The organism is Thioalkalivibrio sp. ALJ12 (assembly GCF_000378305.1).
Classification (GTDB): domain Bacteria; phylum Pseudomonadota; class Gammaproteobacteria; order Ectothiorhodospirales; family Ectothiorhodospiraceae; genus Thioalkalivibrio.
This window is the reverse complement of the sequence record NZ_KB899539.1, coordinates 549,879-571,913: the sequence shown is the minus strand read 5'-3', so window position 1 is coordinate 571,913 and position 22,035 is coordinate 549,879. Positions and strand designations below refer to the sequence as shown.

22 protein-coding genes are annotated in these 22,035 nt (G+C 65.4%); 8 read left to right on the top strand and 14 right to left on the bottom strand.

Translation table 11 applies throughout. From position 1 onward, the window contains the following. Window positions 1-6: 6 nt before the first annotated feature. Together F467_RS0109990 and F467_RS0109985 are read right to left on the bottom strand one after the other, a co-directional pair. A complete protein-coding gene (locus tag F467_RS0109990; RefSeq protein WP_018139293.1) occupies window positions 7-1,149 on the bottom strand; it encodes a hypothetical protein in 1,143 nt (380 codons plus the stop codon). 222 nt (window positions 1,150-1,371) lie between these two features. After that, window positions 1,372-2,679, bottom strand: coding sequence for a PAS domain-containing methyl-accepting chemotaxis protein (locus F467_RS0109985; protein WP_018139294.1), 1,308 nt, complete (start codon window positions 2,677-2,679; stop codon window positions 1,372-1,374). A 241-nt stretch (window positions 2,680-2,920) separates the two neighbouring features. On the opposite strand from F467_RS0109985, the gene F467_RS0109980 reads away from it, so the two are divergent. Continuing rightward, window positions 2,921-3,679 carry a hypothetical protein gene (locus F467_RS0109980; RefSeq protein ID WP_018139295.1) on the top strand — a complete coding sequence of 253 codons (759 nt, stop codon included), beginning with the start codon at window positions 2,921-2,923 and terminating at the stop codon, window positions 3,677-3,679. 17 nt (window positions 3,680-3,696) lie between these two features. Here F467_RS0109980 and F467_RS0109975 read toward each other — a convergent pair whose 3' ends face one another. Beyond that, window positions 3,697-4,824 (bottom strand): flagellin, encoded by a 1,128-nt coding sequence (locus F467_RS0109975; RefSeq protein WP_018139296.1) that lies wholly within the window; start codon window positions 4,822-4,824, stop codon window positions 3,697-3,699. Between the two features lie 194 nt (window positions 4,825-5,018). Between F467_RS0109975 and F467_RS0109970 the strand changes: the two genes are divergently transcribed. After that, window positions 5,019-5,696: a hypothetical protein gene (locus tag F467_RS0109970; protein WP_018139297.1), complete on the top strand. Its 678-nt coding sequence runs from the start codon at window positions 5,019-5,021 to the stop codon at window positions 5,694-5,696. On the opposite strand, the gene F467_RS0109965 is transcribed toward F467_RS0109970, so the two are convergent. Then, window positions 5,638-6,015: an MliC family protein gene (locus F467_RS0109965; protein WP_018139298.1), complete on the bottom strand. Its 378-nt coding sequence runs from the start codon at window positions 6,013-6,015 to the stop codon at window positions 5,638-5,640. The genes F467_RS0109970 and F467_RS0109965 overlap by 59 nt on opposite strands. 130 nt (window positions 6,016-6,145) lie before the next feature. Here F467_RS0109965 and F467_RS0109960 point away from each other — a divergent pair, with 130 nt between their 5' ends. The 3 genes from F467_RS0109960 to F467_RS0109950 all read left to right on the top strand — a co-directional run bounded on the left by F467_RS0109960 (window position 6,146) and on the right by F467_RS0109950 (window position 8,833). Continuing rightward, window positions 6,146-6,769, top strand: a complete 624-nt coding sequence (locus F467_RS0109960; protein ID WP_018139299.1) for a hypothetical protein — start codon at window positions 6,146-6,148, stop codon at window positions 6,767-6,769. Between the two features lie 72 nt (window positions 6,770-6,841). After that, window positions 6,842-8,377, top strand: a complete 1,536-nt coding sequence (locus tag F467_RS0109955) for an L-lactate permease (RefSeq protein WP_018139300.1) — start codon at window positions 6,842-6,844, stop codon at window positions 8,375-8,377. A 243-nt stretch (window positions 8,378-8,620) separates the two neighbouring features. After that, complete coding sequence (locus tag F467_RS0109950) at window positions 8,621-8,833, top strand: CsbD family protein (protein ID WP_018139301.1); 213 nt, start codon at window positions 8,621-8,623, stop codon at window positions 8,831-8,833. Window positions 8,834-8,879: 46 nt separating this feature from the next. Here the strand turns inward: F467_RS0109950 and F467_RS0109945 are convergent, their stop codons facing one another. Both F467_RS0109945 and F467_RS0109940 read right to left on the bottom strand, forming a co-directional pair. Further along, a complete protein-coding gene (locus F467_RS0109945) occupies window positions 8,880-9,617 on the bottom strand; it encodes a Crp/Fnr family transcriptional regulator (protein ID WP_018139302.1) in 738 nt (245 codons plus the stop codon). Between the two features lie 247 nt (window positions 9,618-9,864). Further along, window positions 9,865-10,311: a PRC-barrel domain-containing protein gene (locus F467_RS0109940; protein WP_018139303.1), complete on the bottom strand. Its 447-nt coding sequence runs from the start codon at window positions 10,309-10,311 to the stop codon at window positions 9,865-9,867. 518 nt (window positions 10,312-10,829) lie between these two features. Here F467_RS0109940 and F467_RS0109935 point away from each other — a divergent pair. Continuing rightward, window positions 10,830-11,627 (top strand): GGDEF domain-containing protein, encoded by a 798-nt coding sequence (locus F467_RS0109935; protein WP_018875317.1) that lies wholly within the window; start codon window positions 10,830-10,832, stop codon window positions 11,625-11,627. A 1-nt stretch (window position 11,628) separates the two neighbouring features. Here the strand turns inward: F467_RS0109935 and F467_RS0109930 are convergent, their stop codons facing one another. From F467_RS0109930 to F467_RS0109910, 5 genes are all read right to left on the bottom strand, one after another. Then, window positions 11,629-12,330: an OmpA family protein gene (locus F467_RS0109930; RefSeq protein WP_018139305.1), complete on the bottom strand. Its 702-nt coding sequence runs from the start codon at window positions 12,328-12,330 to the stop codon at window positions 11,629-11,631. Continuing rightward, complete coding sequence (locus tag F467_RS0109925; RefSeq protein ID WP_018139306.1) at window positions 12,327-13,895, bottom strand: EAL domain-containing protein; 1,569 nt, start codon at window positions 13,893-13,895, stop codon at window positions 12,327-12,329. Before F467_RS0109925 ends, F467_RS0109930 begins: the two co-directional genes overlap by 4 nt. Before the next feature lie 312 nt (window positions 13,896-14,207). Next, the gene (locus tag F467_RS0109920; protein ID WP_018139307.1) at window positions 14,208-14,621 is read right to left on the bottom strand and encodes a hypothetical protein; all 414 of its coding nucleotides are present in this window, start codon (window positions 14,619-14,621) and stop codon (window positions 14,208-14,210) included. A 203-nt stretch (window positions 14,622-14,824) separates the two neighbouring features. Further along, window positions 14,825-15,808, bottom strand: a complete 984-nt coding sequence (locus tag F467_RS0109915; protein WP_018139308.1) for a pentapeptide repeat-containing protein — start codon at window positions 15,806-15,808, stop codon at window positions 14,825-14,827. Further along, window positions 15,805-16,800: a patatin-like phospholipase family protein gene (locus F467_RS0109910; protein WP_018139309.1), complete on the bottom strand. Its 996-nt coding sequence runs from the start codon at window positions 16,798-16,800 to the stop codon at window positions 15,805-15,807. Before F467_RS0109910 ends, F467_RS0109915 begins: the two co-directional genes overlap by 4 nt. A gap of 97 nt (window positions 16,801-16,897) precedes the next feature. Between F467_RS0109910 and F467_RS0109905 the strand changes: the two genes are divergently transcribed. Then, window positions 16,898-17,836: a DUF523 and DUF1722 domain-containing protein gene (locus F467_RS0109905; protein ID WP_018139310.1), complete on the top strand. Its 939-nt coding sequence runs from the start codon at window positions 16,898-16,900 to the stop codon at window positions 17,834-17,836. After that, a complete protein-coding gene (gene thiI / locus F467_RS0109900; protein ID WP_018139311.1) occupies window positions 17,829-19,310 on the top strand; it encodes a tRNA uracil 4-sulfurtransferase ThiI in 1,482 nt (493 codons plus the stop codon). Before F467_RS0109905 ends, thiI begins: the two co-directional genes overlap by 8 nt. Before the next feature lie 9 nt (window positions 19,311-19,319). On the opposite strand, the gene F467_RS0109895 is transcribed toward thiI, so the two are convergent. The 3 genes from F467_RS0109895 to F467_RS0109885 are packed head-to-tail and all read right to left on the bottom strand — an operon-like array spanning window position 19,320 to window position 22,000. Continuing rightward, the gene (locus F467_RS0109895; RefSeq protein WP_018139312.1) at window positions 19,320-20,327 is read right to left on the bottom strand and encodes an MDR family oxidoreductase; all 1,008 of its coding nucleotides are present in this window, start codon (window positions 20,325-20,327) and stop codon (window positions 19,320-19,322) included. Window positions 20,328-20,366: 39 nt separating this feature from the next. Next, window positions 20,367-21,626 (bottom strand): GspE/PulE family protein, encoded by a 1,260-nt coding sequence (locus tag F467_RS0109890; protein ID WP_018139313.1) that lies wholly within the window; start codon window positions 21,624-21,626, stop codon window positions 20,367-20,369. Window positions 21,627-21,682: 56 nt separating this feature from the next. Further along, the gene (locus tag F467_RS0109885; RefSeq protein WP_012982770.1) at window positions 21,683-22,000 is read right to left on the bottom strand and encodes a hypothetical protein; all 318 of its coding nucleotides are present in this window, start codon (window positions 21,998-22,000) and stop codon (window positions 21,683-21,685) included. Between the last annotated feature and the right edge of the window lie 35 nt (window positions 22,001-22,035).

Here is a 22,035-nt window from a genome sequence, read left to right as displayed (position 1 = left end):
GTGGGTTTATTGCCATTGCAGGTCCATGCGTTGCTGCATGCGGTGCCATTCGGCGGTGATGATGTCGCCCGCCACGCGATGGGCGGCGTCCATGCGCGGGCGTGCCTCGGGGTAGAGGAGCATCACGGCCTCGCTGGCGCGGGCGAAGTCGCGCCGGGTGCGGTAGTGCACCATGGTGTGTACCAGCAGGCTGTCGAGGTCGTTGAACGAACGGTCGGCGGACTGGCGGTAGCGCAACATGCGCTCCGGGGTCAGTTCGAGTTGACGGTGGGTTTGCGAGAGCCCGTCGAACAGGGCGAAGAACCCCATGCCCAGCTCGGCGCCCTGGCGCAGGGCGTGATCGCCCAGCTGACGTTGCAGCAGCTCCCCGGCGCCGAACAGCCCGGCATCGTGGTCACGGGCCAGCAAGCCAAAGACGCTGGCGGCAGAGCCGGACGATGCGCTGCGGGGCTGGGCCAGTTCGTGCATCTGCTGGTCAAGCCGCTGGTGGCCGGCGTCCAGCAGGAGTTCCAGCGCCGGGGCGGTGTCGTGGTCCAGGGCTCCGAGTACGCTTCGGCGTTGGCCTTGCGGGAGGCGCTCCAGTTCGCGGAGTACCCCGGCGATGTCCCGCGAGCCGATCTGCAGGCGTTCCAGCTCGCCGCGCACGGCGGCCTCCGGGTCCTCCAGCACCTGCGCAAGCCGCCGGACCTGATGGCCGGCGTGTTCGCCCACCAGTCCACGGCTCCCCAGCTCGCCCAGGATGGCGGTGGCCTGCTCAAGTCCCCCGGCCGAGGTGCGGCCGGGTTCGGTGGCCGCGGCAAGGGCATGGCCGAAGTCCATCGCGGGTATGCCGGACGACCGGCTGGCCTGGTCGAGCATGCCGCCCAGACGATTCGACTGCTGCGCACCATAGGCCATCGCCGCCGTTTGCAGCAGGCGTCCGGCCAGCCCGGAGATGTCGCGCGAGGACTCGCCCAGTGCCTCGTCGACCCACCCGGCCAGCTCTCCGGAGGCGGTATAAGGCGAGAGGTAGAAGCCGGTGTTGTGCGGCAGGGGGGCGGGGGTGACCGCAGACAGGGCTTGTGCGGGCAGCAGCGCAGTCAGCCCGAACAGGCTGAGGCCGGCCAGGGGCCCGAGTCTCGCGAACAAGCCGAACATGCGCGCTGGCATGGGGCGTTTCCCTCCCTGTCGGGTGGTCGCAGCCATTCGGATCCGTTCCGGAATGTTTGCCGCCGATCGCTCGGGATCGCCACCCAAAGGAAAGACTAGGCGAGAGAACCCTCGCGGTCAATGAGGGAATGAAGGGGGGATGGCGGGGCTTCGATGGTCAGGAGCGGCCCGTTGCCCGGATGGATTTGCCTTCCGGGTGTGCGAGGCCTCTCGCAGGCCGGGTCATGTGCGCGGGATCGAGGAGACGGATTCGACGACGTGGCTGGCGCCTTCGCGAATCTCGGCCATGATCTGCTGTACCGACAGGACCTGTTGGCGCCCTTGCTCGGCCACCTGGTTCACGGTGTCGATGCGCTCTGCGATCGCCTGGGTGCTTTGCAGGTTGCCATGAATGACCTCGGCGATCTGACTGGTGGCGTCGCGGGTATCGGACGCGAGCTTGCGGACCTCCTGTGCCACCACGGCAAAGCCGCGCCCTTGCTCTCCGGCACGCGCGGCTTCGATAGCGGCATTGAGGGACAGCATCTTGGTGGTTTCCGCCACGCTGCGGATGGTCTCGATGATCGACTCGATACTGCGCGCCTCGGCATTGAGTCGATCGATCGCCGATTTGGTTTCGGCCACATGCTGGCGGATCTGTTCGGAGTTGGTCGCATTGGCCTCCAGCGAGGCCTCTCCGCGTTGCGCGCCATCCGCGGTTTTCTGGGCCATTTCGCAGGCGATGGCGGAGGCCTCCCGGGTGCGCTCGGCCATGTGCACGCTGGCGGTGATGTCCGTGGCGAACTTGATGACCTTCACGGTATGACCCTGGTCATCGAGAATCGGGTTGTAGGTGGCCTCCAGCCAGATCTCCTCGCCGGAGGACTTGAAACGGCGGAATTTGCCGCTCATGAAGCGCCCGCGGGCGAGGTCTTGCCAGAAATTCGGGTTCTCGCGGTAGAAGGCGTCGTCGCAGAACATCCGGTGGTGCTGGCCCTGAATGTGTTCGAGCGGGTAACCGACGGCCTGCAGGAAGTTGTCGTTGGCCTTGAGGATGGTGCCGTCCGGCGTGAACTCGATGACCGCCTGGGAACGATCCAGCGCCTCGAATACGGCTGCCTGGTCGTGGAGCGTCTCCATCTTGCCGGTCACATTCGATGCGATCTTGACGACCTTGTACACGTCGCCCTGGGCATCGCGTACCGGAAAGTAGGTGGCTTCCAGCCAGATGGTCTCGCCAGCCCGCGTGACCCTGGGGAAGGTGCCGGCGTGGGACTCGCCCGTAGCCAGCTGCCGCCAGAATTGGCGGTATTCCATGGAGCGAACGTAGTCCGGGTCGCAGAACATCCGGTGGTGCTGGCCGATCACATCCTCGCGGGGATGACCGACAGTCTCGAGGAAGTGCGAGTTGGCGTCGAGCACCGTACCGTTCGGCGCAAATTCGATATAGGCGACGGCCTCGCGGACGGCCGCGAGTATGGCCGTAGCGTCGTCGCTGGAAACCGCAAGGGGCGCCCCCTGGGTGGGGAACCGGGTGGCATTTGCACACATGGGTACGTCCTGAGCGGTTGATTGATGATGCCCTATTGAACTTCATGTACACACATTGTACAAGAACTATACACAAAGGGTTTTCGAGGGTGCAGAAATGGAAAAGAAGAACAAGACGACATTGCCGGTGTTGCGAGCGAGCGCATGGGTAGTGCCGCTTCTGGTGGTGTCTGTACTGCTGTTGGCGGGTTGTGCCGCTACTTTCCCGGAGCCCGATGAGGGCCGGGCTTTCGCCGACGGAATGACGGCCCAGGAACTGTTCGACCGGACCATGGCCGCGCACGGAGGGGATCTTCGCGAGTACGACGGGGACCTGAACCAGGCTACGGACGGCGAGTGGGGGCGAATGGTTCAGCGTGTGCAGCCGCTGGTGGCGGATGGTGGCTACCGTGGCCAGGGCGAGGAGCGCTACCGCCCGGCGGACGAGTTGTACGCAGTCCATTACACGGGGCCGGAGGGCACCAAGACGGTGATCCGCCAGCGTGACGAGATTCGCGTGTACTACGACGGCGAGCGGAGCGAGGACGAGGACCGGATTCGTGCCACCGCGATGACGACCGATGCCGGCAAGCTGTTCCACTACGGACCGACCTTCGTGAAACACCGCGCGACCTCAATGACGCGGCTGGCGGATCGCCGCGAGGGCGGCGTGGACTACCGTCGCGTGCTGGCGACCATCCAGCCGGGCTTTGGCAAGGCGGACGAGGATCAGGTGGTGATGTGGATCCACCCCGAAACCGATCGGCTCTATCGGGTGCATATCACCCTGACCGGCTTCGAGCCGACCCGGAATGCCCATGTCGATACGACCTTCCTGGAGTACGAGGAGGTCGGCCCGTATACGCTGCCATCGCGTTTCGAAGAACGCGTGCTTGGGCCGATTCGGCTGTTCGTTCACGAATGGTGGGTGACCAGTCGTGACCAGGACCGTGGGTGGACCGATGACGATGTCCGGGGGCCGGAGTTCTCTGGCGCGGCGGCCCGACCCGCAGGGGAGTAGGCGCGCCGGCCCCCTGATTACTGGAGCAGCCGCAGGAAGGTCTGGGGTAGCGCGTTGGCCTGAACGAGCACGGCGAGCCCGGCCTGTTGCAGGATCTGGGCGCGCACCAGGCGGCTGACCTCGGCCGCGTAATCGGCGTCCAGAATGCGGCTGCGGGCCGCCGCCAGGTTGTCGCTGGTGATGCCCAGGTTGGTGATGGTCGACTCGAAGCGGTTCTGGATGGCCCCGAACTGGCTGCGCCGCGCGTTGACCGCATCCAGCGCGGCATCCACACGTGACAGGGCGTCGCTGGCCCCCTGGCGCGAGGTCAGGTCGATATCGTTCAGGCTCCCCCCGGGCTCGGTGGTGGCCGGCAGCCCGAGCGTGGCGAGGGCGGTCTCCCCCGAGATCGTCAGGGTCTCGCGGGCGATCAGGTTCAGCCGGCCGTCGTCGGTCAGGATCGCGCGGCCGGTTGATCCGAGGGCGCGGTCGATCGCGGTCGCCAGTTCCTGGGGGGAGCGATAGGGTCCCGCAGGGATGTCCACCGGGTCGCGCTCGCCCACACGGATGGAGAAATCCTGATCCACCTCCAGCGGATTGCCGGCGAAGGCGGCCTCCAGTTCGCCGGACCAGGCACTGGCAATGTCGCCCACGAAGCGGTTGCGCATGCTGTTGCCGAGGTCGATGGCGAGGGTCTGCCCGGCGTTGGCGCCGATCTGGAAGAACGCGGTGCCCATGGACCCGTCCAGCAGCGAACGGCCGTTAAAGGTTGTCTGGGTCGCGATGCGGTCGTTCTCGGCCAGGAGCTGGCGAACCTCGCGGTCGATGGCGCCGCGGTCCGAGGCCGACAGGGTGGCATTGGCCGCCTGTATCGCCAGCTCGCGGATACGTTGCAGGTTGCCGGTCATGGAGCCCAGGGCGCCCTCGGCGGTCTGGGCCAGCGAGATGCCGTCCTGCGCGTTGCGCATGGCCTGGTTCAGGCCGCGGATCTGGGTTGTGAAGCGTTCGGAGATGGCCAGCCCGGCGGCGTCGTCGCGCGCCGAGTTGATGCGCTGGCCTGAAGACAGGCGCTGGAAGGCCGTCTGCAGGGCGGCCTGCGACTGGCGCAGGTGGCGCTGGGCATTGAGCGACAGGAGGTTGGTGGCAACACTCAACACCTGGGCCATGTTGTCGGGTCTCGCACGCCACAAGGGCGATCCGGCGAAGGGCCGGATTCCGCAGCCGGAATTTCCCGTCTACATTCGCTTAACGGCGGGGTTTGAGGAAACTTTAGGCTTGCAAGGCCACGAAACGATGTACGGCGTGCACATCGGCGCGTGTTTGCTTAGGCTGCGCCGATTGGACTGGATTGGAGAGGGGCATGGCCGATACGCAACCCGAGCGCAGGCAGTCGCTGTTCTGGCGCGCGCTGATCGCGATCCTGCTCGGGGTCGGGCTGGGGATCGTCTGGCTTTATGTCACCGCCCTGCTGGGGCTCGGCGGCGGGATCGACTTTATGCCCGTACCGCTGGCCCGGACCTTTGAGTGGGGTACGCCGCTTTTGCTGGTCGTTGGTGCTGTCGGTTATGTGCTGGGCTGGCGGCGGGTGGCGGCTACGCTGTTCGGGCTGGCGGGGATGCTGTTGCTGGCGGCCCTGGCCTTCGAGGGTGCTCGCGTGATCCTGCAGGACCCCGAGGCGCGCAGCTACGAGCACCAGATGGCACAAACGGCCAGGGAAGGTGCACTGCAGATCGCCGAGTGCGATAACGGCGAGACGTTACTGGTGCGCGAGGACCGGGTGACCTCGGAGGGGATCGCGGTACTGCAGATCCAGCGCATCCATGCCGATGGGCGCCTGGATCCGGAGCTTCTGGCGACCACGGGCGTGGGTTACACGCCGAGCATTGGCGAGGGCATGCGACCGTATCTGGAAGGCTCGGTCGAATGCGGTCTGGAAGGCTTTTCCAGTGCTGGCGAGGCGCTTGGCCGGCTGGAGGCGTTTATTCAGGAACACCCGCCGCGGCACTCCAGTGCCGTGGCGCCGGTGGAGCCGGAGTAGCTGCATCGGCATTGGGCTGGCGAATGCGGCAGGTCCAGTAGATGCCGTGGAATTCGAGCATGGCGGCTTCGCCCTTGGTCCAGAAGACGATCTGCTCGCCGGGGTTGGCGTAGCGTGCCCCGGAGGCGACCTCGGTCGCCTGTAATACGGCCTTGGAACGGCCAAAGCGCAGCTTGGCCTCATTGTCGCTGAAGCTCGCCATCAGGTTCGGGCCACGATCGCAGCTGTAGGGCACATCGCGTGCCTGTTCGGCGGTCGGGGGCAGGGTGCCGCAGGCGGCGAGTACCAGCGTGGCGCTGATGGCAATCCAGGTTCTCACGCGCCGGTTCTCCCGCGGGTCGAATGGACTTTTCATCATACGCGTAACGGGCTGTCGCACGTGAAGGAACACTGTGACTCCGGGTTCGAACCGTTATAGTGAGAGCCCGGCCCCGTCAGGCGATTACGCTTTGTTTCCTCGCTGGTTTCTGGTTGCCTACCTGCTGTTTGTCTGCGTCCTGGTACCGGTCTATGCGGTCCAGTATGGCTGGCTCAATTTCCTCTGGCTGTCCAATCTCGCGCTGATCGCCGGGTGCGCGGCGGCGTGGCTGGAGAGCCGGCGCCTGGCGAGCATGCTGGCGGTGGGCGTGGTCCTGCTCGAGATGGGGTGGGTGATCGATTTCTTGCTGGGGCTTGTGCTGCTGGGGAACCCGCCCTTCGGCTTTGTCGCCTACATGTTCGATCCGGAGGTTCCGCTCTACCTGCGGCTGTTCTCCCTGTACCACCTGCCGCTTCCGTTGGTGCTGTTGTGGATGGTCTGGCGCCTGGGATACGACCCGGTGGCGGGGCGTTTGTGGATCCTGGTGGGCTGGGCCGTCTTGCTGGTGTCGTACCTGCTGTCGACGCCCGAGGCGAACGTCAACTGGGTGCTGGGCCCCTGGGCGCGGCCGCAGGATCTGGTGCATCCCTATGTGTGGCTGGCGGTCTTGATGGCCGGCTGCGCCCTGGTCTGGTGGTTGAGCCATCGCATGCTTTGGTGGGGCATGGGTCGCTTTGGGCGTGTTCATCCGGATCAGGAGGATACGCGCGATTGATCTGACGCAGTGGGCCTCTGCGCGGGACAGGCGATACTCTCCCGATAACGTTTTCTCGAGGATGTCGCACGCATGACGCTTTTCTGGGTGGCCCTGGTGCCGTTTGTGGTGCTGTTTGTCTGGCTGGTCCCGTTGCGCAGGCCGGCCTACGAGGCCGCGCCACTGGCCTATCTGGCGACACTGGTTATTGCCCTGTGGGTCTGGCAGATGCCGGGGGCCGTGCTGGGCGCGAGCCTGCTGGATGCGGGCGTGGTGTTTGTCGAGGTCATGCTGATTGTGGCCGTCGCGCTGCTGGTGCTGAACGTGATGATCGCAACCGGCCACATGGATGCGATCCAGTCGGTGATTGCCAGCGTGTCGCGCGATCCGCGCGTTCTGGCGATGTTGCTGGGGTGGGGCCTGGTCGGATTCGTGGAGGGTATCGCCGGATTCGGGACCCCGGCCGTGCTGGCGGCACCACTGCTCGTCTATTTCGGCATGAAGCCGCTGAAGGCCGTGGCGATCGCGCTGATCGGCAACAGTACCGCGGTGCCGTTTGGCGCGGCGGGTACGCCGGTGGTGATCGGCTTCGCGGGGCTGGGACTGGACGATGCGGTGGTGCAGGAGGCGGTGGTGCGCACGGCGTTCATCCTCGCGCTGCTGGCCGTGTTCATCACCATTTTCATGACCTGGGTTGCCACGCTGGGGGACGAGAAGGGGCGTTTTCGCGAGTTTGTGCCATTCGCGGTGCTCTCCGCGCTCGCGTTCGGTATTCCGTACGCCCTGGTCGCCTGGCTGATCGGGCCGGAGTTGCCCTCGATTGTCGGTGGCGTCGTCGCGATGGTCGTCATCTCACTGGCCGCGCACAAAGGTTTTCTGCTGCCATCGAGCCCGCAACACACCGAGACCGAACCCGCCCCGATCAAGCGGGTACTCGTGGCGTTTGTGCCGTTCGCCGTGATGTCGGTGGCCTTGATTGCCTCGCGCACGGTGATGCCGCTGCGTGAGGCCCTGCAATCGGTGCGCTGGTCCCTGGGCGAGTTTCAGGGGGTGGAACTGGGGCAGAGCCTGGCCCCGCTGTACACGCCGTATTTCTACTTTGCCCTGGCGCTGCTGACTGCACTGATCCTTTTTCGCGTGGGGCGCGCCACGCTGGGCGAGGCCGTGGTGGCTACTGGACGCAAGCTGCGGGTAGCCGCGATCGTGCTGATCTTCATCATCGCGCTCACCCAGATCCTGCTGATGTCCGAGCTCAACGCGGCGGGGCTCCCCTCGATGCCGCAGGTACTGGGGCAGGGCCTGGCCGGGTGGTTGGGGGGCACGTTCGTGCTGTTCAGCGGATTTCTGGGGGCGCTGGGGTCGTTCATGACCGGAAGTGCCACGGTCTCCAATCTGCTCTTTGCCCGCCTGCAGGCCGACACCGCGGAAGCAGTGGCATTGTCGCTGCCGTCGATTCTCGCCTTGCAGCTGATCGGCTCAGGCGTGGGCAACATGATCTCGTTGCACAACATCGCAATGGCGGCCGCGGCCTGCGGCCTCCAGGCGCGCGAAGGGCAGGTGGTACGGGAGACGATTGTTCCCGTGGTGGTGGTCTGTCTCGGGGCCGGCTTGCTGGCGCTCGTCTGGTGAAGCTCCGGCCCCCTGGGAAACCGAGAAAGCTCAGGGTCACCAGCACGATTACGACAAAGCCGACGAGCCAGATGATGTTGGTCATCATGAGTAGATGGCCTGACTGGCTGGTTGGCACACCAGTGAGTCACACGCGGGGGTGGAACGTCTGTGCGTCGCCGAACAGACGCCAGCCAGGTGGTCTGCTTACGCTCGGGTGTTGATTGGCAATGTCGCCGATCAGCGACTGGAGGAGGACGGGGAATGAACTGGGACATCGTTAAAGGAAACTGGAAGCAGTTCAAGGGGAAGGTCAAGGCGCGCTGGGGGAAGCTGACGGACGACGAACTCGACGCCGTGGCTGGCAAGCGGGAAGAGTTGGCAGGCCGCATTCAGGAACGCTATGGCGTGACGAAGGACGAAGCGGAGCAGCAGCTGGCAGAGTTCGAGAAGAAGATCGACCGGGACGAACACTGAGCGAAGCGGCCCGCTGGCGACGCCCCGGGACTGATGCGTTCCGGGACTAGTACTGTGGCGTCGTCGGTTCATCGAGGAGGCGGGCGTATTCTCGAGATACGACCCCGTAGCACTCGCAGCTGTGCTGCTCGAGCCCCGGACGGTCGAGAATGACCAGGCGACCTCGGTGGTAGGTGATCAAGCCCGACTTTTGTAACCGCCCGGCGGCCTCGGTGACGCCTTCTCGGCGAACCCCCAGCATGCTCGCGATGAGTTCATGGGTCATTTTGAGTTCGCGATGTGGTGAGCGATCGTCGCTCAGCAACAGCCAGCGGCAGAGCTGCTGCTCCACCGAGTGGTGTCGATTGCAGGCGGAGGTCTGTGCGATTTGCGTGAACAAGGCCTGCGTGTAGCGAAGCATCAGGCGTTGCAGTTCGCCTGTGCGCGAGAAGGCCTCGCTGATGATGGCGCTGCGGATTCGATAGGCGTGCCCGGCCATGCGTACCGAGGCCCGGGTGGGGGTCGTGTAGCCGCCCATCAACAGCGAGATCCCGACCAGTCCCTCCCGTCCGGCCACCGCGATCTCGCCACACTTGCCGTCTTCCATTACACACATCAAGGCGATGATGGCTTCGGTGGGGAAGTAGACGTAGTGGGTCTCCGACGGGCCCTCGTAAAGGCTGGTGCCCAGTGGCAACAGGACCGGATTCAGGTGTGGCTGGAGATGCTTGTATTCACTGTCCGGCAGGGCCGCGAGCAGTCCATTGTCGAGGGGCGTTCGCCCGGTCGGTCGGGTTAAGGGCACCGGTGCGTCCGTTTGTTGGTCGGGAGCGTTCGACGGTCCGAAAGATTCGGATAATTAATAGTTTAAGGATAGTCCTTCGCGGTGGGCCAAACCCCGTATCCCCGACTGAAATCTTCCAGACTGGCGGACCATTTTCGCGTTAAGGCAGTTGGCGTAGCGACGCCCAACGTTCTGCACTGGCCAGGCCGGCGTAGCGGAAGACCGAGCCCGAGGGAAGAGCAATCCCTCGGGCCGGGTAGTGCGAGCCCTAGTCGCGTTCGTACTCGGGCGCTTCCTTCAGGGTGTCTTCATCCATATCGATGTACAGCTTGACCTCGTCGCCTTCGGTCGTGCGGTCGATCCGGTCCCAGGCGATTGCGATGTCCTTCTCGCCCATACCCAGGACGCCGCCGGTGCCGATTACGACGGCGATGATCCGGCCGTCCTGATCGATGACGAGGTCGTTGATCTCGCCGACTTCTTCATCGTCGGTCCGGCTGTGGATCTTCTTGTCCATCAGGTCGGAGGCATGCAGTCCTTGCGCCGGCATGCGGTCAATATGGGGGGCATCATGGCGCTCGTCGGCATCACGCTCTTCCATTGCGTTGCGGTCATTGCCGTTCATCTCCTGTTCGCCCGCCATGGGGGTGCTCATGCCAAAGGCGAGAACGGGGATCATCGCGGCGGCGAGTTTGAGTGAGGTGAGTTTCTTCATGGTTCCGCTCCTTGAAGGGGCCGGCGTTAACGCCGGCGGTCAGTGTCAAGCTCATCGTTCGGGCACTCGACCCGCACGATGTATACGCGTCCCCGATCATGTGGCTGGCTGCAATGTCGGTCTGTACGGCGGCCCACAAATCGAGGCAATAGCGGCCAGGAGTGCGATGAACGCTGGTTTGTCGCCAGGATGATTCGTGACTGGCCCGACCAAACGCGGTGTGACCCGCAGGTTGTTTCGCCGACGGGGTGCTAGGCTCAGCAGAAGGGCCGGCACGCAAGCGCCAGTCGATCCGAGGGATGCCGATGACGCTCGTCCAGAACCGTGGCTTTCGCAGCCAAGGCTTGCGGCTTGGCTTCGGGGGGCTGTTGTGGCTGTTCCTCTTCGTCCCCGTCTGCGCCAGCCCGCCGCCTTCGTCTCACGCCGGGGTCTTGCTGCAGGACAGTGATATCCAGGCTCGCCAGGCCCCCTGGCGGTTATCGGGGTCCGGTGGACCGGAGGAACGGTGGGGCAGGGAATTGTTTCCGGCCCAGGCGGCCCGGAATTCGTCGGACCGGGCGGATGATCAGAGCGCCAGCCGCGGTGGGGTCAACCGGGACAGACCAAACCTGCCGCGCCGGCAGGCGGTACGCGTCGCAGTCGACCACGCATGGTGGTACCGGATTGCGCTGATCGCAGGCGCTACCTTGCTCCTGGTTAGCCTGCTCCTGCTGCATTACGTGCGGGTCAGTCGCCGTTTGCGTCAGGAGGCCGCTCTGCGCAAGGAGGTCGAGACAACACTGCGCCAGCAGCAGGAGGAATTGGTGCGTCTGGCCAATACGGACGCCTTGACCGGGGTTTGGAACCGCCAGAAGTTCAAGACCGAGGCGGAACACGAGGTGGCTCGTGCGGAGCGTTACAACCTGCCGCTTTCGTTGATTTTTCTCGATCTCGACTACTTCAAGGAGGTCAACGATCGCTACGGTCACGCGATGGGGGATGCCATCCTGCGGGAGATGTGCCAGCGGTTGCAGGCGTGCCTGCGCGACTCGGACCGTCTCGGCCGGTGGGGCGGCGAGGAGTTCCTGATCCTCGTGCCGCACGCCGACTCGGGCCGTGCAGCGTTGCTGGCGGAAAAACTCCGCCAGGCCATTGCGGACCCACCGGCGGCCCATGGCCAGCCGATGTCGATCAGCCTGGGGGTGGTGTCTCGCGAACCCGGAGATTCCCTGGAAGATCTCGTGCGCAAGGCCGATGCGGCGCTCTATCGCGCCAAGGCGCGTGGCCGAAATCGTGTCGAGGTCCACCGCGCGGAGGGCCCCCCAGACGCTTTGTGAGTCAGGTGGCCGTTAGTGGCTCCACGCGTAGCTCCACGCGGCGGTTCAGGGCGCGCCCATGTGACGTTTCATTCTCGGCGATGGGGCGGTCCGGTCCGTAGCCGATCGCAATGATGCGCGCCTCTCCGACGCCATTGCCGTGCAGGTGACGACCGACCGACAGGGCCCGTTGTTCCGACAGGTGCTGGTTGTAACCGCGTGCGCCCGCAGAGTCGGTATGTCCGGCGATCGTCACCAGGCTGGCGTCGTACTCCTCGAGCACCTGCCCCAGGGCATCGAGGGTGGGTATCATGTCCGGGTGAATCTCCGCGCTGTTGGTCTCGAAGGCCTTGGCGCCCGGAAATATCAGGGTGATGATTCGCCCCTCGCGTTCCATTTGCACATCGTATCCCGAAAGCTCCTGGCGCAACCGTGCGGTCAGCACGTCCATATAGAAGCCCACCCGATCCAGGGCGACGGATTCGTGCCCCTCGTCCAGCAGGTGCTGACGACGTGCGTTGACGGCGTCGTCATCGCGCGCCAGATAAACCGCGTTCCGGCTCGTCCCGTAAGCATCGTCCTGATGGGGGGTATCCCGGGCTTGTTCGCCGTTGGCGGCTGCATCTGGTGAACGTTCTCCCTGAGTGGGCATGGCGTTACACCCGGTCAACAACAGTGCCGCGACGATGGCGGCAAGTGTGTTGTGGCGAATAATGGCGTTCACTTCGAGTCCCCGGCTTGTTGGCACCAATCACGGAATGCGCGCGCCGAGAGGGGGCGGCTGAAGCGATAGCCTTGCCCGAATCCGACCCCTTGCTGGCGCAGCCACTCGACCTGATGCCCGGACTCGATGCCTTCGGCGACGATGTTCAGCTTCAGCGAGCGTGCCATCACGATGATATGGCTAATGATGTTGCTGGTCACTGCTTCGTGGCCAATGGCATCGGCAAATGTTTTGTCAATCTTGAGGGTGTCCAGTTCGAAGCTCTCGAGATAGGCCAGGCTGGAGTAGCCGGTGCCAAAATCGTCAATCGCGATGCGATGGCCGCGCGCGCGCAAATCCTGGATTCTCCTGCGAACGTCATCCGTGTTGAGCAGCGAGCGCTCGGTGATCTCGAGCTTGATTGCGTGGGCCGGAACCTTGGCCTGTTCAAGCTCGCGCTGGAGGGCTTCGCTAAAGCGGGTGGAGGCCAGATCCTGTCCGGTGATGTTCAGGTTGATCGGGCAATCCGGCCGGTCGCGGAGCTGTGGCCCCAGCTCGTGGAGGACACAGCGCAGGATCGCGAGGGTCAAGTCGGTCCCCTGTTCGGTATCTTCGGCCAGAGGCACGAAGACATCCGGGCCAATAGTTTCCCGGTTATCGCGCCGCCAACGCGCCAGGGCCTCGGCACCCTGACAGCTGCCTGTTTCCAGGTCGACGATGGGCTGGAACACCACCTGCAGCTGGTCATGCGCAATCGCCTCGCGCAGCTCCTGAGCCAGGCTGAGCTGGTGGCGGAAGTACCGCAGGATCAGAAACAGCCACAAACCAACGAGTAACAGGCCAAAGGCCCCGGCCCCGGCCAGCGTGGGGAGGTAGCGCTGCCAGAATTGCGCCATCGGCTGCACGGCGATGATGTCGATCGGCAGGATAGTATCGAGCGACGAGCGGCTGACCAGCCGTTGTTCGGCGTGATCCACCGTGAGCCCGGGTTCGAATAACTCGGGATCCGGGACATCGGCCCCCGGGGGATGGGTGATCATGGGCATGGATTCGACCCAGAGCCCGACTTCCTGGTCCTCCAGCAGGCCTGGGTTTACCAGCAGGCGCGGGTCGATGGCCACGTCGTGCTGGCCATAGCGCATCAGGAAGAGCTCTACGCCGCCGATCGCCGTCGTGGGGCCGGGCCACCAGGCCACCAGTCCGCTGTCGTAGATGCGGCTGGCCTGGGGGGGAGTGAGGGCATCGCCCTGGACAAAACCGGCGCCGCATTCGCGTTCCACTGCCCGCCAGTAACCGACGGCGCGAATATGCGGCCGCGAAATCGCGGCTTCCTGCAACTGGTTCAGGTGCTGCGGCGAGCAGGGGGTCACATCGAGGGCATTGAGCTCGTCGAGCAGGTCGCGCGCGTCGAGGATCGCCTGCTCGGTTTGCTGGCCGAGCTTTTGTGCGAGTTCGTCCAGACGCTGTTCCTCCGCGACCACGGACCCTTGCCAGAGATACCAGCCCAGGAGAAACAGCGGCAGCAGGAGCCCCAGGACGGTTACGCCAAAGACGGCAAACAGCAGCTTGTCGCGCCGTGTAGCCATGGCGTTCCATCCTCCGTAAGTCCCGAATAGACGGGATTTCAAGAGTGTAGCATGGGGTTATTGGGATCCTGCCGCATCCGGGAGGACGGTGAGAAGGATGGCCACACCGTGAGGAATCACGATGAACGAAAAGGTCACTGTGAGGGAAAAATCAGGGTCATCACTGAGCCAGCACGAAGGGGTGTCGGTGGCCTGCGACTGTTGCTCCTGCGAGGCGGAGCCCTATTGGTGGGAGGTTGCCGCGGAAATGGGGATCGATCCGCAGTCGGACAAGCCGGACCGGGCGGCAAGTGCCGCCCGGCCGGGAGGTGATTACTCGACCTCGACGGAGCCTTCGGCCCCACCTTCGGCGCCGGCTTCGGCACCGCCGTCGTCGCCTTCGGCTTCACCGCCAGCACCGGCCCCGGCACCTGCATCGGCGCCCATGCCGCCACGGGCATCGTCGTCCTGACGGACGTCACCGCTGGCGCCGGCATCGCCGCTCGCGCCAGCACCACCCTCGGCACCCGGGGCCTGGCCTTCGGCCGCCGCACCGCCGGCGGTCCCGCCACTGGCTTCGCCGCCCATTTCGGAGCCGCCGGCGGCTCCACCGCTGGCTTCGGCACCGGTCTCGGCAGCACCTTCGGCTGCCGCACCCAGGTTTTGCGCCTGCGCGGTGGCGAGTCCACCCAGCGCGAACATCGAGGCGAGGGCAAAGGCAATTGCAGTCTTGCGATAGCTATACATCAGTACAACCTCCTGTTTCGGATTGAGGAACGGTCATTCCGTGCCTCGCGACCGACCGATCGGCCATCGGCTCGTGTCGGTCTGCGTGTACAGGTCTAGCTCCCCCGGGCAGGGGGACGAAAGGGAATGGACGGGAAGGTGCGAACGCCTTCACTGCGCCGAGGGGAGGAATCGAACCTCGGTCAAACTATTTCCCGGTATGGTCAGTCGGTCGCGCTGGATTCGCAATGGCCAACGGAGCCTGCCGCACAGATGCGCCCATCGATCCAGATGGCGCGGTCCAGCCGAGCCCCTTCCAGCCGGGCGTCGGTCAGATCGGCGCCGGAAAGGTCGGCGTGGCGCAGATCCGCATCTTCCAGGCGGGTGCTCCGGAGTCGAGCGCTCCGCAGGTCGGCACCAGTTAATTGGGCGCGTGAGAGATCGGCCCCGTCCAGGCGGGCTCGGTCGAGGTTTGCGTAGCGCAAATCGGCATCCGCGAGTTGCGCGCGCTCCAGCCGTGCGGCGCTCAGGCGGGTGTCATACAGGCTGGCACCGGCCAGGTCAGCTCCGCGCAGCGCAGCCCCGGACTTGTTGCAGTAGTTCCAGTTCACCGAGGGTCCGGGTGGCGCATCGCAATCCGGTGCCGGCGTGATTTCCTGTTGCTGTGCGAACCAGACCAGCAGGCCCGTGGCAAGGAAAAGCGCAACGCCAGACAGGATCCAGGGGCGCGGACCCTGTACCCATTGGCGCCAGGGAAATGGCGTACGGTCGAGCAGGGCGGCCCATAGCTGGCGATGGTTCAACGTCTCCAGGTTCTCGGGACAGCGGCGGTCGCCCTTGCGCTGGTCGCGGTAGAACGAATCCGAGGCATGCGAACGACGTTCCCGCAGGCGTTCGTCCTCGCGCAGCCGGGCGCGCTCCAGGCGTTCCTTGCCACCCGGGGTGTTGGCCAGACGCACTTCCTCGGGAATCAGGTGGGGACGTTCGGCGATCGGCACCCAGAATTCCCGGTCCTGGCTGATCTCGTCCTGTTCGTTCAGGCGCCCAAGGATGAGGAACCGGCCGATCTGGCGAGCCGGGTAGGGCCCGCAGACGCCATCCGGGCGGCGCAGAAACCAGCGCTCGTGGCGCACGGCCTCGGACGAGGAGGGGGGCGGGTCCGTCGCCTCGCGGGTCGTTTCCGATGGATCGGAAGGCTGCGTGGTCACTGGCGGGTCCCCTGATCACGCGTGACGGCGTCGCCGGGTCGCCAGTCCTTCAGGTGCTGGCGCAGCTCGGCGGCGCTTGGCTGGGCAGCCTCCAGGATCAGGTGAATGCGGTTGAAATGGAGCAGTTGCGCGCCACCGGTATCGGGTGCCAGATAAAGGTCCGGTTGTTCGCGCCGGATCATTTCGCGGATCAGCGATTTCTGCATGATGCTGAAGGTCTTGAACAGGAGGTCGGTCAGCCCGGGGAGTGGCTGGTTGGCGACGTTCCATGCGCCGGATACGTCGACCGCGATCACGATATCGACCTTGTCCCGGAGGAGGTCGTATGGCAATGGATTGGAGGCCCCGCCGTCGATCAGTAACCGGCCGTCGTCCGACGGTACGGGTGCGAACAGGCCGGGCACCGCCATGCTGGCCGCAATCGCCGGAAAGAGCTCACCTTCCTGGAGCGTGACCGTCTGGCTGGTCCAGTAGTCGGTCGCTACCACCGTCAGCGGGATGCGCAGTTCGTCGAAGCTGCGGGTCGGGGTGTGCGTTGCGAGAAAGCGCAGGAAGGTATCGGCGTCCAGCAGGGCGTTGCGGCCCAGGCGCAGGGGGATCAGTTCGAACAGCTCGAGATCGGATCGGGCCAGGCGCGAGAGGGCGTCCATCTCTGAACCGGCGAAGTCGTCAAAGATGTCGAGGATCTCCTCCGCGCTGAGGCCGGCGGCATACAGGCCGCCGATGATCGCGCCAATACTGGTCCCCGCGATATAGTCCGGCTGCAGGCCGAGCTCATCGAAGGCCTGCAGTATCGCGATGTGGGCCAGGCCACCCGCACCGCCGGAGCCCAGGGCCAGACCAATGGTGGGACGCGTATCGCTCGTTGGTTCCGCGTCGCCGGCGTTCGCCGGCATGGCCACCCACGTCAGCAGCAGCGTCAGGGCCAGCAGCAGGAGCGGGCCAGGATGCGTCTTCGAGATGCGACGCTGGAGGGGCTTGATCGCGAACACGCGGATGCTCCGGCAGATACTGTTCGCAGTATAGCGGTCGGTGTCGCATGGCGCGGCTTGCTACCCTGAATGTCCTGCACATCCACCCGCATGGCAGATGAATCCGCAACCAACCCCCAATCTCGGTGTGTCGCAGTGTTTGCTCGGCGAACCCGTTCGCTACGACGGTGGACATCGGCGGGAGGCCTTTGTGGTCGAACGGCTGGCACGCCATGTCACCTGGGTGCCCGTCTGTCCGGAGGCGGTGCTGGGCACGCCGCGCGAGCCGATGCACCTGGTTCGTGAAGGCGGACGCCTGGCGCTGAGCGGGAACGAAACGGGTGGGGACTGCACAGGCCCCGTCCAGGACTTTGTTCAAGACCGTGTGCCAGTCCTCGCGGCGGCCGGACTGGATGGCTACATATTCAAGGCACGATCACCCAGTTGCGGGCTGCAGGTTCGGGTGGCGAACGAGGCCGAGCCCGCTGCGGGCCTGTTCGCCACCGCACTGACCGATGCGCTACCCGACCTGCCCGTCGTCGAGGAGGCCGGGCTGGCCGGTCCGGATGCTCGCGAGGCCTTTCTCGAGCGCATCTTTGCGCATGCGCGGGTTCGCGAGCTGTTTGCCGCGCGGTGGACCCTGGGAGACCTCATGCGTTTCCATACGCGCGAGAAGATGCTGCTGCTCGCCCATGACCGGGTCGGCTACGATCAGTTGGGGCGTTTTGTTGCACAAGCCGCTGGGCAGCCGCGGGACGAGGTCGCGCCGGGATACACGCGGCGGTTTATGGGGGTGCTGGCAAGACCCGTGTCGGTCGGCCAACATGTGAATGTGCTGCAGCATATGGCCGGGCACTTTCGCGATCGCCTGGACCCATCCCGCTCGACGGCCCTGCATGAAGCGATCGACGCCTGCCGCCGCGGCGAGTGTCCGCCACGGCATGTCTACGCGCGAATCCGTGCCCTGGCAGAAGAGCTGGATGTCCAGTGGGTGCGCGAGCAAAGCATCCTCAACCCGTTTCCCCAGGAACTCCTGACCGAAGACATTCATGACTGACGTCGCTGCAACCCCGATCATCGTTCGCCTGGCCCCGGAGATTCATCTGAAGTCGCCCAGCACCCGGCGCCATTTCACGCGGGTCCTGCGGCGGAACCTCAAGCGGGCTCTGATCGGCATCCCGCATGATCTGCGTACCCAGCAGGGCCGGCTGGTGCTCTATACACCGAAGCCCGAGGCGGGCCAGTCGATCCTGCGCAAGGCCTTCGGGGTCAGCACCTTTTCGCCGGTCGAGGCGGTGCTCAAAGAGGTCTCGGTGGAACGCCTTTGCGAGGTCGTGGGCGCCCGTTTCACGGAGGCGGTGCGCGGGCGCCGGTATGCCGTTCGCTGCAAGCGCCATGGCCGCAAGGATATCTCGGCGACCGAGGTCGAGCGCCGGGTGGGTGCGGTCCTGGATGGGCCCGGTCGCGTCGACCTGGACAACCCCGAGGTCGTCGTCCGGATCGATCTCGACCGCGAACAGGCCTGGATTTACTCCAGGCGCGAGCAGGGGGGTGGGGGATTGCCCCTGGGCGTGCAGGGGCGCGCCATGGTCCTGATCTCGGGCGGGTTCGATTCGGCAGTGGCGGCCTGGTACATCATGCGCCGCGGGACCGCCGTGGATTTCGTATTCTGCAACGTTGGTGGGTCCGTGCACGAGGAGATGGTGCTCGCGGTCTGTCGCCGTCTGGTCAGCGACTGGGGCGCGGGCATTCGCCCCAGGATGTTCAGTGTCGACTTTTCCGGCGTGGTCGACGACCTGCGCGCGAAGGTGCCCGGCGATGCCTGGCAGATCGTGCTGAAACGGCTGATGTATCGGGCCGCCGAGCCGATCGCGCGTGAGCGTGGCGCGGAGGCGCTGGTGACCGGCGAGGCGCTCAGTCAGGTCTCGTCTCAGACCCTGTCCAACCTGGAAACCATCGATGCGGTAACCGATCTGCCTGTATTGCGGCCACTGATCGGCTTCGACAAGACCGAGATCATGAACCGTGCGCGCGCGATCGGCACGTTCGAGGTGTGCGAGAAGGTCCCCGAGTTTTGCGCAATCGCGAATCAGCGGCCGATGGTGACCAGCAAGCGCGCACACATCGAAAGGCTGGAAGCCGCGCTCAGTGACGGCTGCCTGGACCGCGCCGTTGCCGAGGCCCGGATGCATGACCTGGGGGCGCCGGCCCCATCCGCGGATCGCACGAGCCCGCTTCTGGTCGAGCATATCCCCGCGGCGGCGGAGATCATCGATTGTCAGCCGCCCGATCTGTATCGGCACTGGCACCTGCCGGGCGCGGTGAATCACCCGGCCGATGAACTCGTGGCGTGCTTCGAGCAGTTCCCGCGCGACCGCGCGTACGTGCTCTACTGTTTTCGTGGTACGCAGTCCGCGGTACTGGCCGAGCGCATGCGTGCTGCGGGCTATGATGCGCGGGCCTTCGCGGGCGATGTGAGCAGGCTTCGCCGGCAGTGGGACAGGCAGCCCGTGACTGAGGTGGATGCCTGAGCGCTCTCGTCAGTGGTCTGTTGGAGTGACGAGGACACGCCCGCGGATCTGACCGGCCAGCAGCGCCTCCGCGCGCTCCGGGAGCTGTGACAGGCCGATCTCTTCCGCCAGGCACCGCTTGAGCGTCTCCGGCGAGAGGAGGCGGCCGATCCGTTGCCAGACCCGTTCGCGGTCGGTCGCGGGATATTGCACAGAATCGATGCCCTGCAGCCGAATGCCGCGCAGCAGGAACGGGATGACTGTGGTCGTCAGCCCCGCCCCGCCCGCGAGTCCGCAGGCGGCGACGACGCCGCGGGCCTGGGTCTCGGCGAGTGCATGGGCCAGGGTATCGCCACCCACGCTGTCGATCACGCCCGCCCAGCGTTCGGAAAGCAGCGGGCGGTCGGGCCGCTCGGCAAGCTCGCCTCGGGGCACGATCGACCGGGCGCCTAGGGCCTCCAGGTGCCTGGCGTTTTCCGGCCGGCCGGTGGCGGCCACAACGCGATAGCCCAGCGCGGCAAGGAGTGCGATCGCCAGATTGCCCACGCCGCCGGACGCGCCCGTGACCAGGATCTCTCCGGTCCCGGGGGTGATCTCGCCGTGTTCCAGGGCCTCGATCGCCAGCATGGCGGTAAACCCGGCCGTGCCCACGATCATCGCGCCACGCGCATCCAGCGTGTCCGGCATCGGGGTCAGCCAGTCCCCGTGGACTCGGGCGTATTCCGCGAAGCCGCCCCAGTAGCGTTCGCCGACGTGCCAGCCGGTCAGCAGGACGTGATCCCCGGGTCGGTAGCGGGCATCGCTGGATTCCGTCACGGTGCCCGCCAGGTCGATGCCCGGCACATGGGGATACTCCCGCACCAGGCGACCCAGTCCGTTGAGGATCATTGCATCCTTGTAGTTCAGCCCCGAGTGTTCAACGGCGACCAGTACTTCCCCTGCCGGGAGGTCGGCCGGGTTCAGGGTGGATACCTCGGTGATCGGTCGAGGATCGCCCTCTTGCAGCAGCAATGCGTTGAATGTGTCGTTTTGGGCCATGGGGGGAACGTAATCGAGGTTTGACGATGTGTGGTTGCGCTACGGGGAAAGCAGGCCGGCGCGGAACAACTCGTCGTAGGTCGTCAGGCCGCGTTCGGCCTTGTCCATGCCGTCATCAAGGAGCATGCGCTGGCCCTTGTCGGCCAGGCGCTGGCGCAGGCCCCTGTCGTCGTGGTGGTCGAGGATGGCCGCGCTGTCGGACTCGTCCAGGTGCCAGACCTCGAAGATGCCGATGCGGCCGTAGTAGCCCAGATTGTTGCAGACGGAACAGCCGCGCGCGGCCCAGACCGTCTCGGGGGTCTCGCGACCGCCGATGCCGAGCCACTTTTGCTCTCGGTCGTTCGGTGCCCGGCGCTCGTGGCAATGCGGGCAAAGACGTCGCACGAGCCGCTGTGCGATCACAAGCTCGAGTGTCGGTGCGATCTCGAAGTCTTCAAGGCCCATGTTGCGCAGGGAGGCGACGGTACCGACTGCATCACGACTGTGCAGGGTGGCCATCAGGGAACGCCCGCTGGTGGCGATGTTGATCGCGCCGCGGGCGGATGGCCCGTCGCGGACCTCGCCGACCAGTACGTAATCCGGGTCGAGTCGAAGCAGGGTCTGGGTGCCTTGCTCGAAGTCGAGTCCCTGGTCGGTATTGATCTGGATCTGGTTCACGCCCGGGATGGCGTACTCGACCGGGTCCTCGAGCGTGATGATCTGCTGCGATGTCTGGCCGATTTCGTGCAGCAGGGCGTACAGGGTCGTGGTCTTGCCGCTGCCGGTGGGGCCGGTCACCAGCAGTACGCCACCGGCTGTCTGCGTCCATTGGCGAATGGCCTCGACCTCCTGTTCCGGAAGACCCAGGTCGCTCAGGTCCTGGAAGGCATCGGGCTCGGCCAGGATGCGCACGGACAGCTTGTCGCCATTGACGCAGGGTACGGTTGTAACGCGCAGATCCAGGTGCCCTGTGTCCTCGCCGCGCCAGGCGAAGCTGCCTTCCGCGGAGTTCAGGGTGGGCATTGGGTCGAGACTGGCCAGCGTCTTGAGCTGATTGGACAGCAGTTCGCCGAGGCCGGACTCGAGTGTCGTGGCGTCGACCATCAGGCCATCGATGCGCAGCCGAATGCGGTAGCCGTGAGGTTCGGGGTCGAGATGGATGTCGGAGGCGCGTACGGCGACGGCGTCCTCGATCAGGGCATGGGCCTCGAGCCGGCCTTCTGCGTGCTCGTCCTCGTTGAGGTACTCGCGCAGGCCGGGGACCAGATGGGGTTTCAGTGCACGCCCGTCACCGGGCGTTGGTCGGAGCGATTCCGGCATTCAGCCCCCGGTGAAAGGATTGGGGATGTCGCGATACCGGTCGAAACCGGCAAAAGCTACCGCTGCGGGCGTTCGCGCAGGTCGCTCGCGGAACGGGTGACCTGTGCCTCGCGGTCCAGCATGATCAGGGCCTGCGTCTCCTCAGTCTCCTCGCTGACCATCTGGTCACCCTCGACCCCGGGCGGCGGGCTTTGAGGCCGCATTTCCATGACCTGCGCGAGGGTGGGCAGCTCAACCTTCGAGACCAGCTCGGCAGTGGCGTCCTGGGCCTGCGGATTCTGCATCGTCAGCACGAAGCCGGTCGCGAGCACGAGCAGCGACAGGATAAACGGGTGCTGTTGTTGGGCCGTATGCAGCGGACGGGTATCGAACATCGATGCAGCCTGGGTAAGGGTCTTGATCCATGGAC

Excerpts from the sequence above, each read along its gene's own strand:
- F467_RS0109990 (WP_018139293.1), bottom strand. The coding sequence starts at position 1,149 with ATGCCAGCGCGCATGTTCGGCTTGTTCGCGAGACTCGGGCCCCTGGCC.
- F467_RS0109985 (WP_018139294.1), bottom strand. The coding sequence starts at position 2,679 with ATGTGTGCAAATGCCACCCGGTTCCCCACCCAGGGGGCGCCCCTTGCG.
- F467_RS0109980 (WP_018139295.1), top strand. The coding sequence starts at position 2,921 with ATGACGGCCCAGGAACTGTTCGACCGGACCATGGCCGCGCACGGAGGG.
- F467_RS0109975 (WP_018139296.1), bottom strand. The coding sequence starts at position 4,824 with ATGGCCCAGGTGTTGAGTGTTGCCACCAACCTCCTGTCGCTCAATGCC.
- F467_RS0109970 (WP_018139297.1), top strand. The coding sequence starts at position 5,019 with ATGGCCGATACGCAACCCGAGCGCAGGCAGTCGCTGTTCTGGCGCGCG.
- F467_RS0109955 (WP_018139300.1), top strand. The coding sequence starts at position 6,842 with ATGACGCTTTTCTGGGTGGCCCTGGTGCCGTTTGTGGTGCTGTTTGTC.
- F467_RS0109950 (WP_018139301.1), top strand. The coding sequence starts at position 8,621 with ATGAACTGGGACATCGTTAAAGGAAACTGGAAGCAGTTCAAGGGGAAG.
- F467_RS0109940 (WP_018139303.1), bottom strand. The coding sequence starts at position 10,311 with ATGAAGAAACTCACCTCACTCAAACTCGCCGCCGCGATGATCCCCGTT.
- F467_RS0109925 (WP_018139306.1), bottom strand. The coding sequence starts at position 13,895 with ATGGCTACACGGCGCGACAAGCTGCTGTTTGCCGTCTTTGGCGTAACC.
- F467_RS0109920 (WP_018139307.1), bottom strand. The coding sequence starts at position 14,621 with ATGTATAGCTATCGCAAGACTGCAATTGCCTTTGCCCTCGCCTCGATG.
- F467_RS0109905 (WP_018139310.1), top strand. The coding sequence starts at position 16,898 with ATGAATCCGCAACCAACCCCCAATCTCGGTGTGTCGCAGTGTTTGCTC.
- thiI (WP_018139311.1), top strand. The coding sequence starts at position 17,829 with ATGACTGACGTCGCTGCAACCCCGATCATCGTTCGCCTGGCCCCGGAG.
- F467_RS0109895 (WP_018139312.1), bottom strand. The coding sequence starts at position 20,327 with ATGGCCCAAAACGACACATTCAACGCATTGCTGCTGCAAGAGGGCGAT.
- F467_RS0109890 (WP_018139313.1), bottom strand. The coding sequence starts at position 21,626 with ATGCCGGAATCGCTCCGACCAACGCCCGGTGACGGGCGTGCACTGAAA.
- F467_RS0109885 (WP_012982770.1), bottom strand. The coding sequence starts at position 22,000 with ATGTTCGATACCCGTCCGCTGCATACGGCCCAACAACAGCACCCGTTT.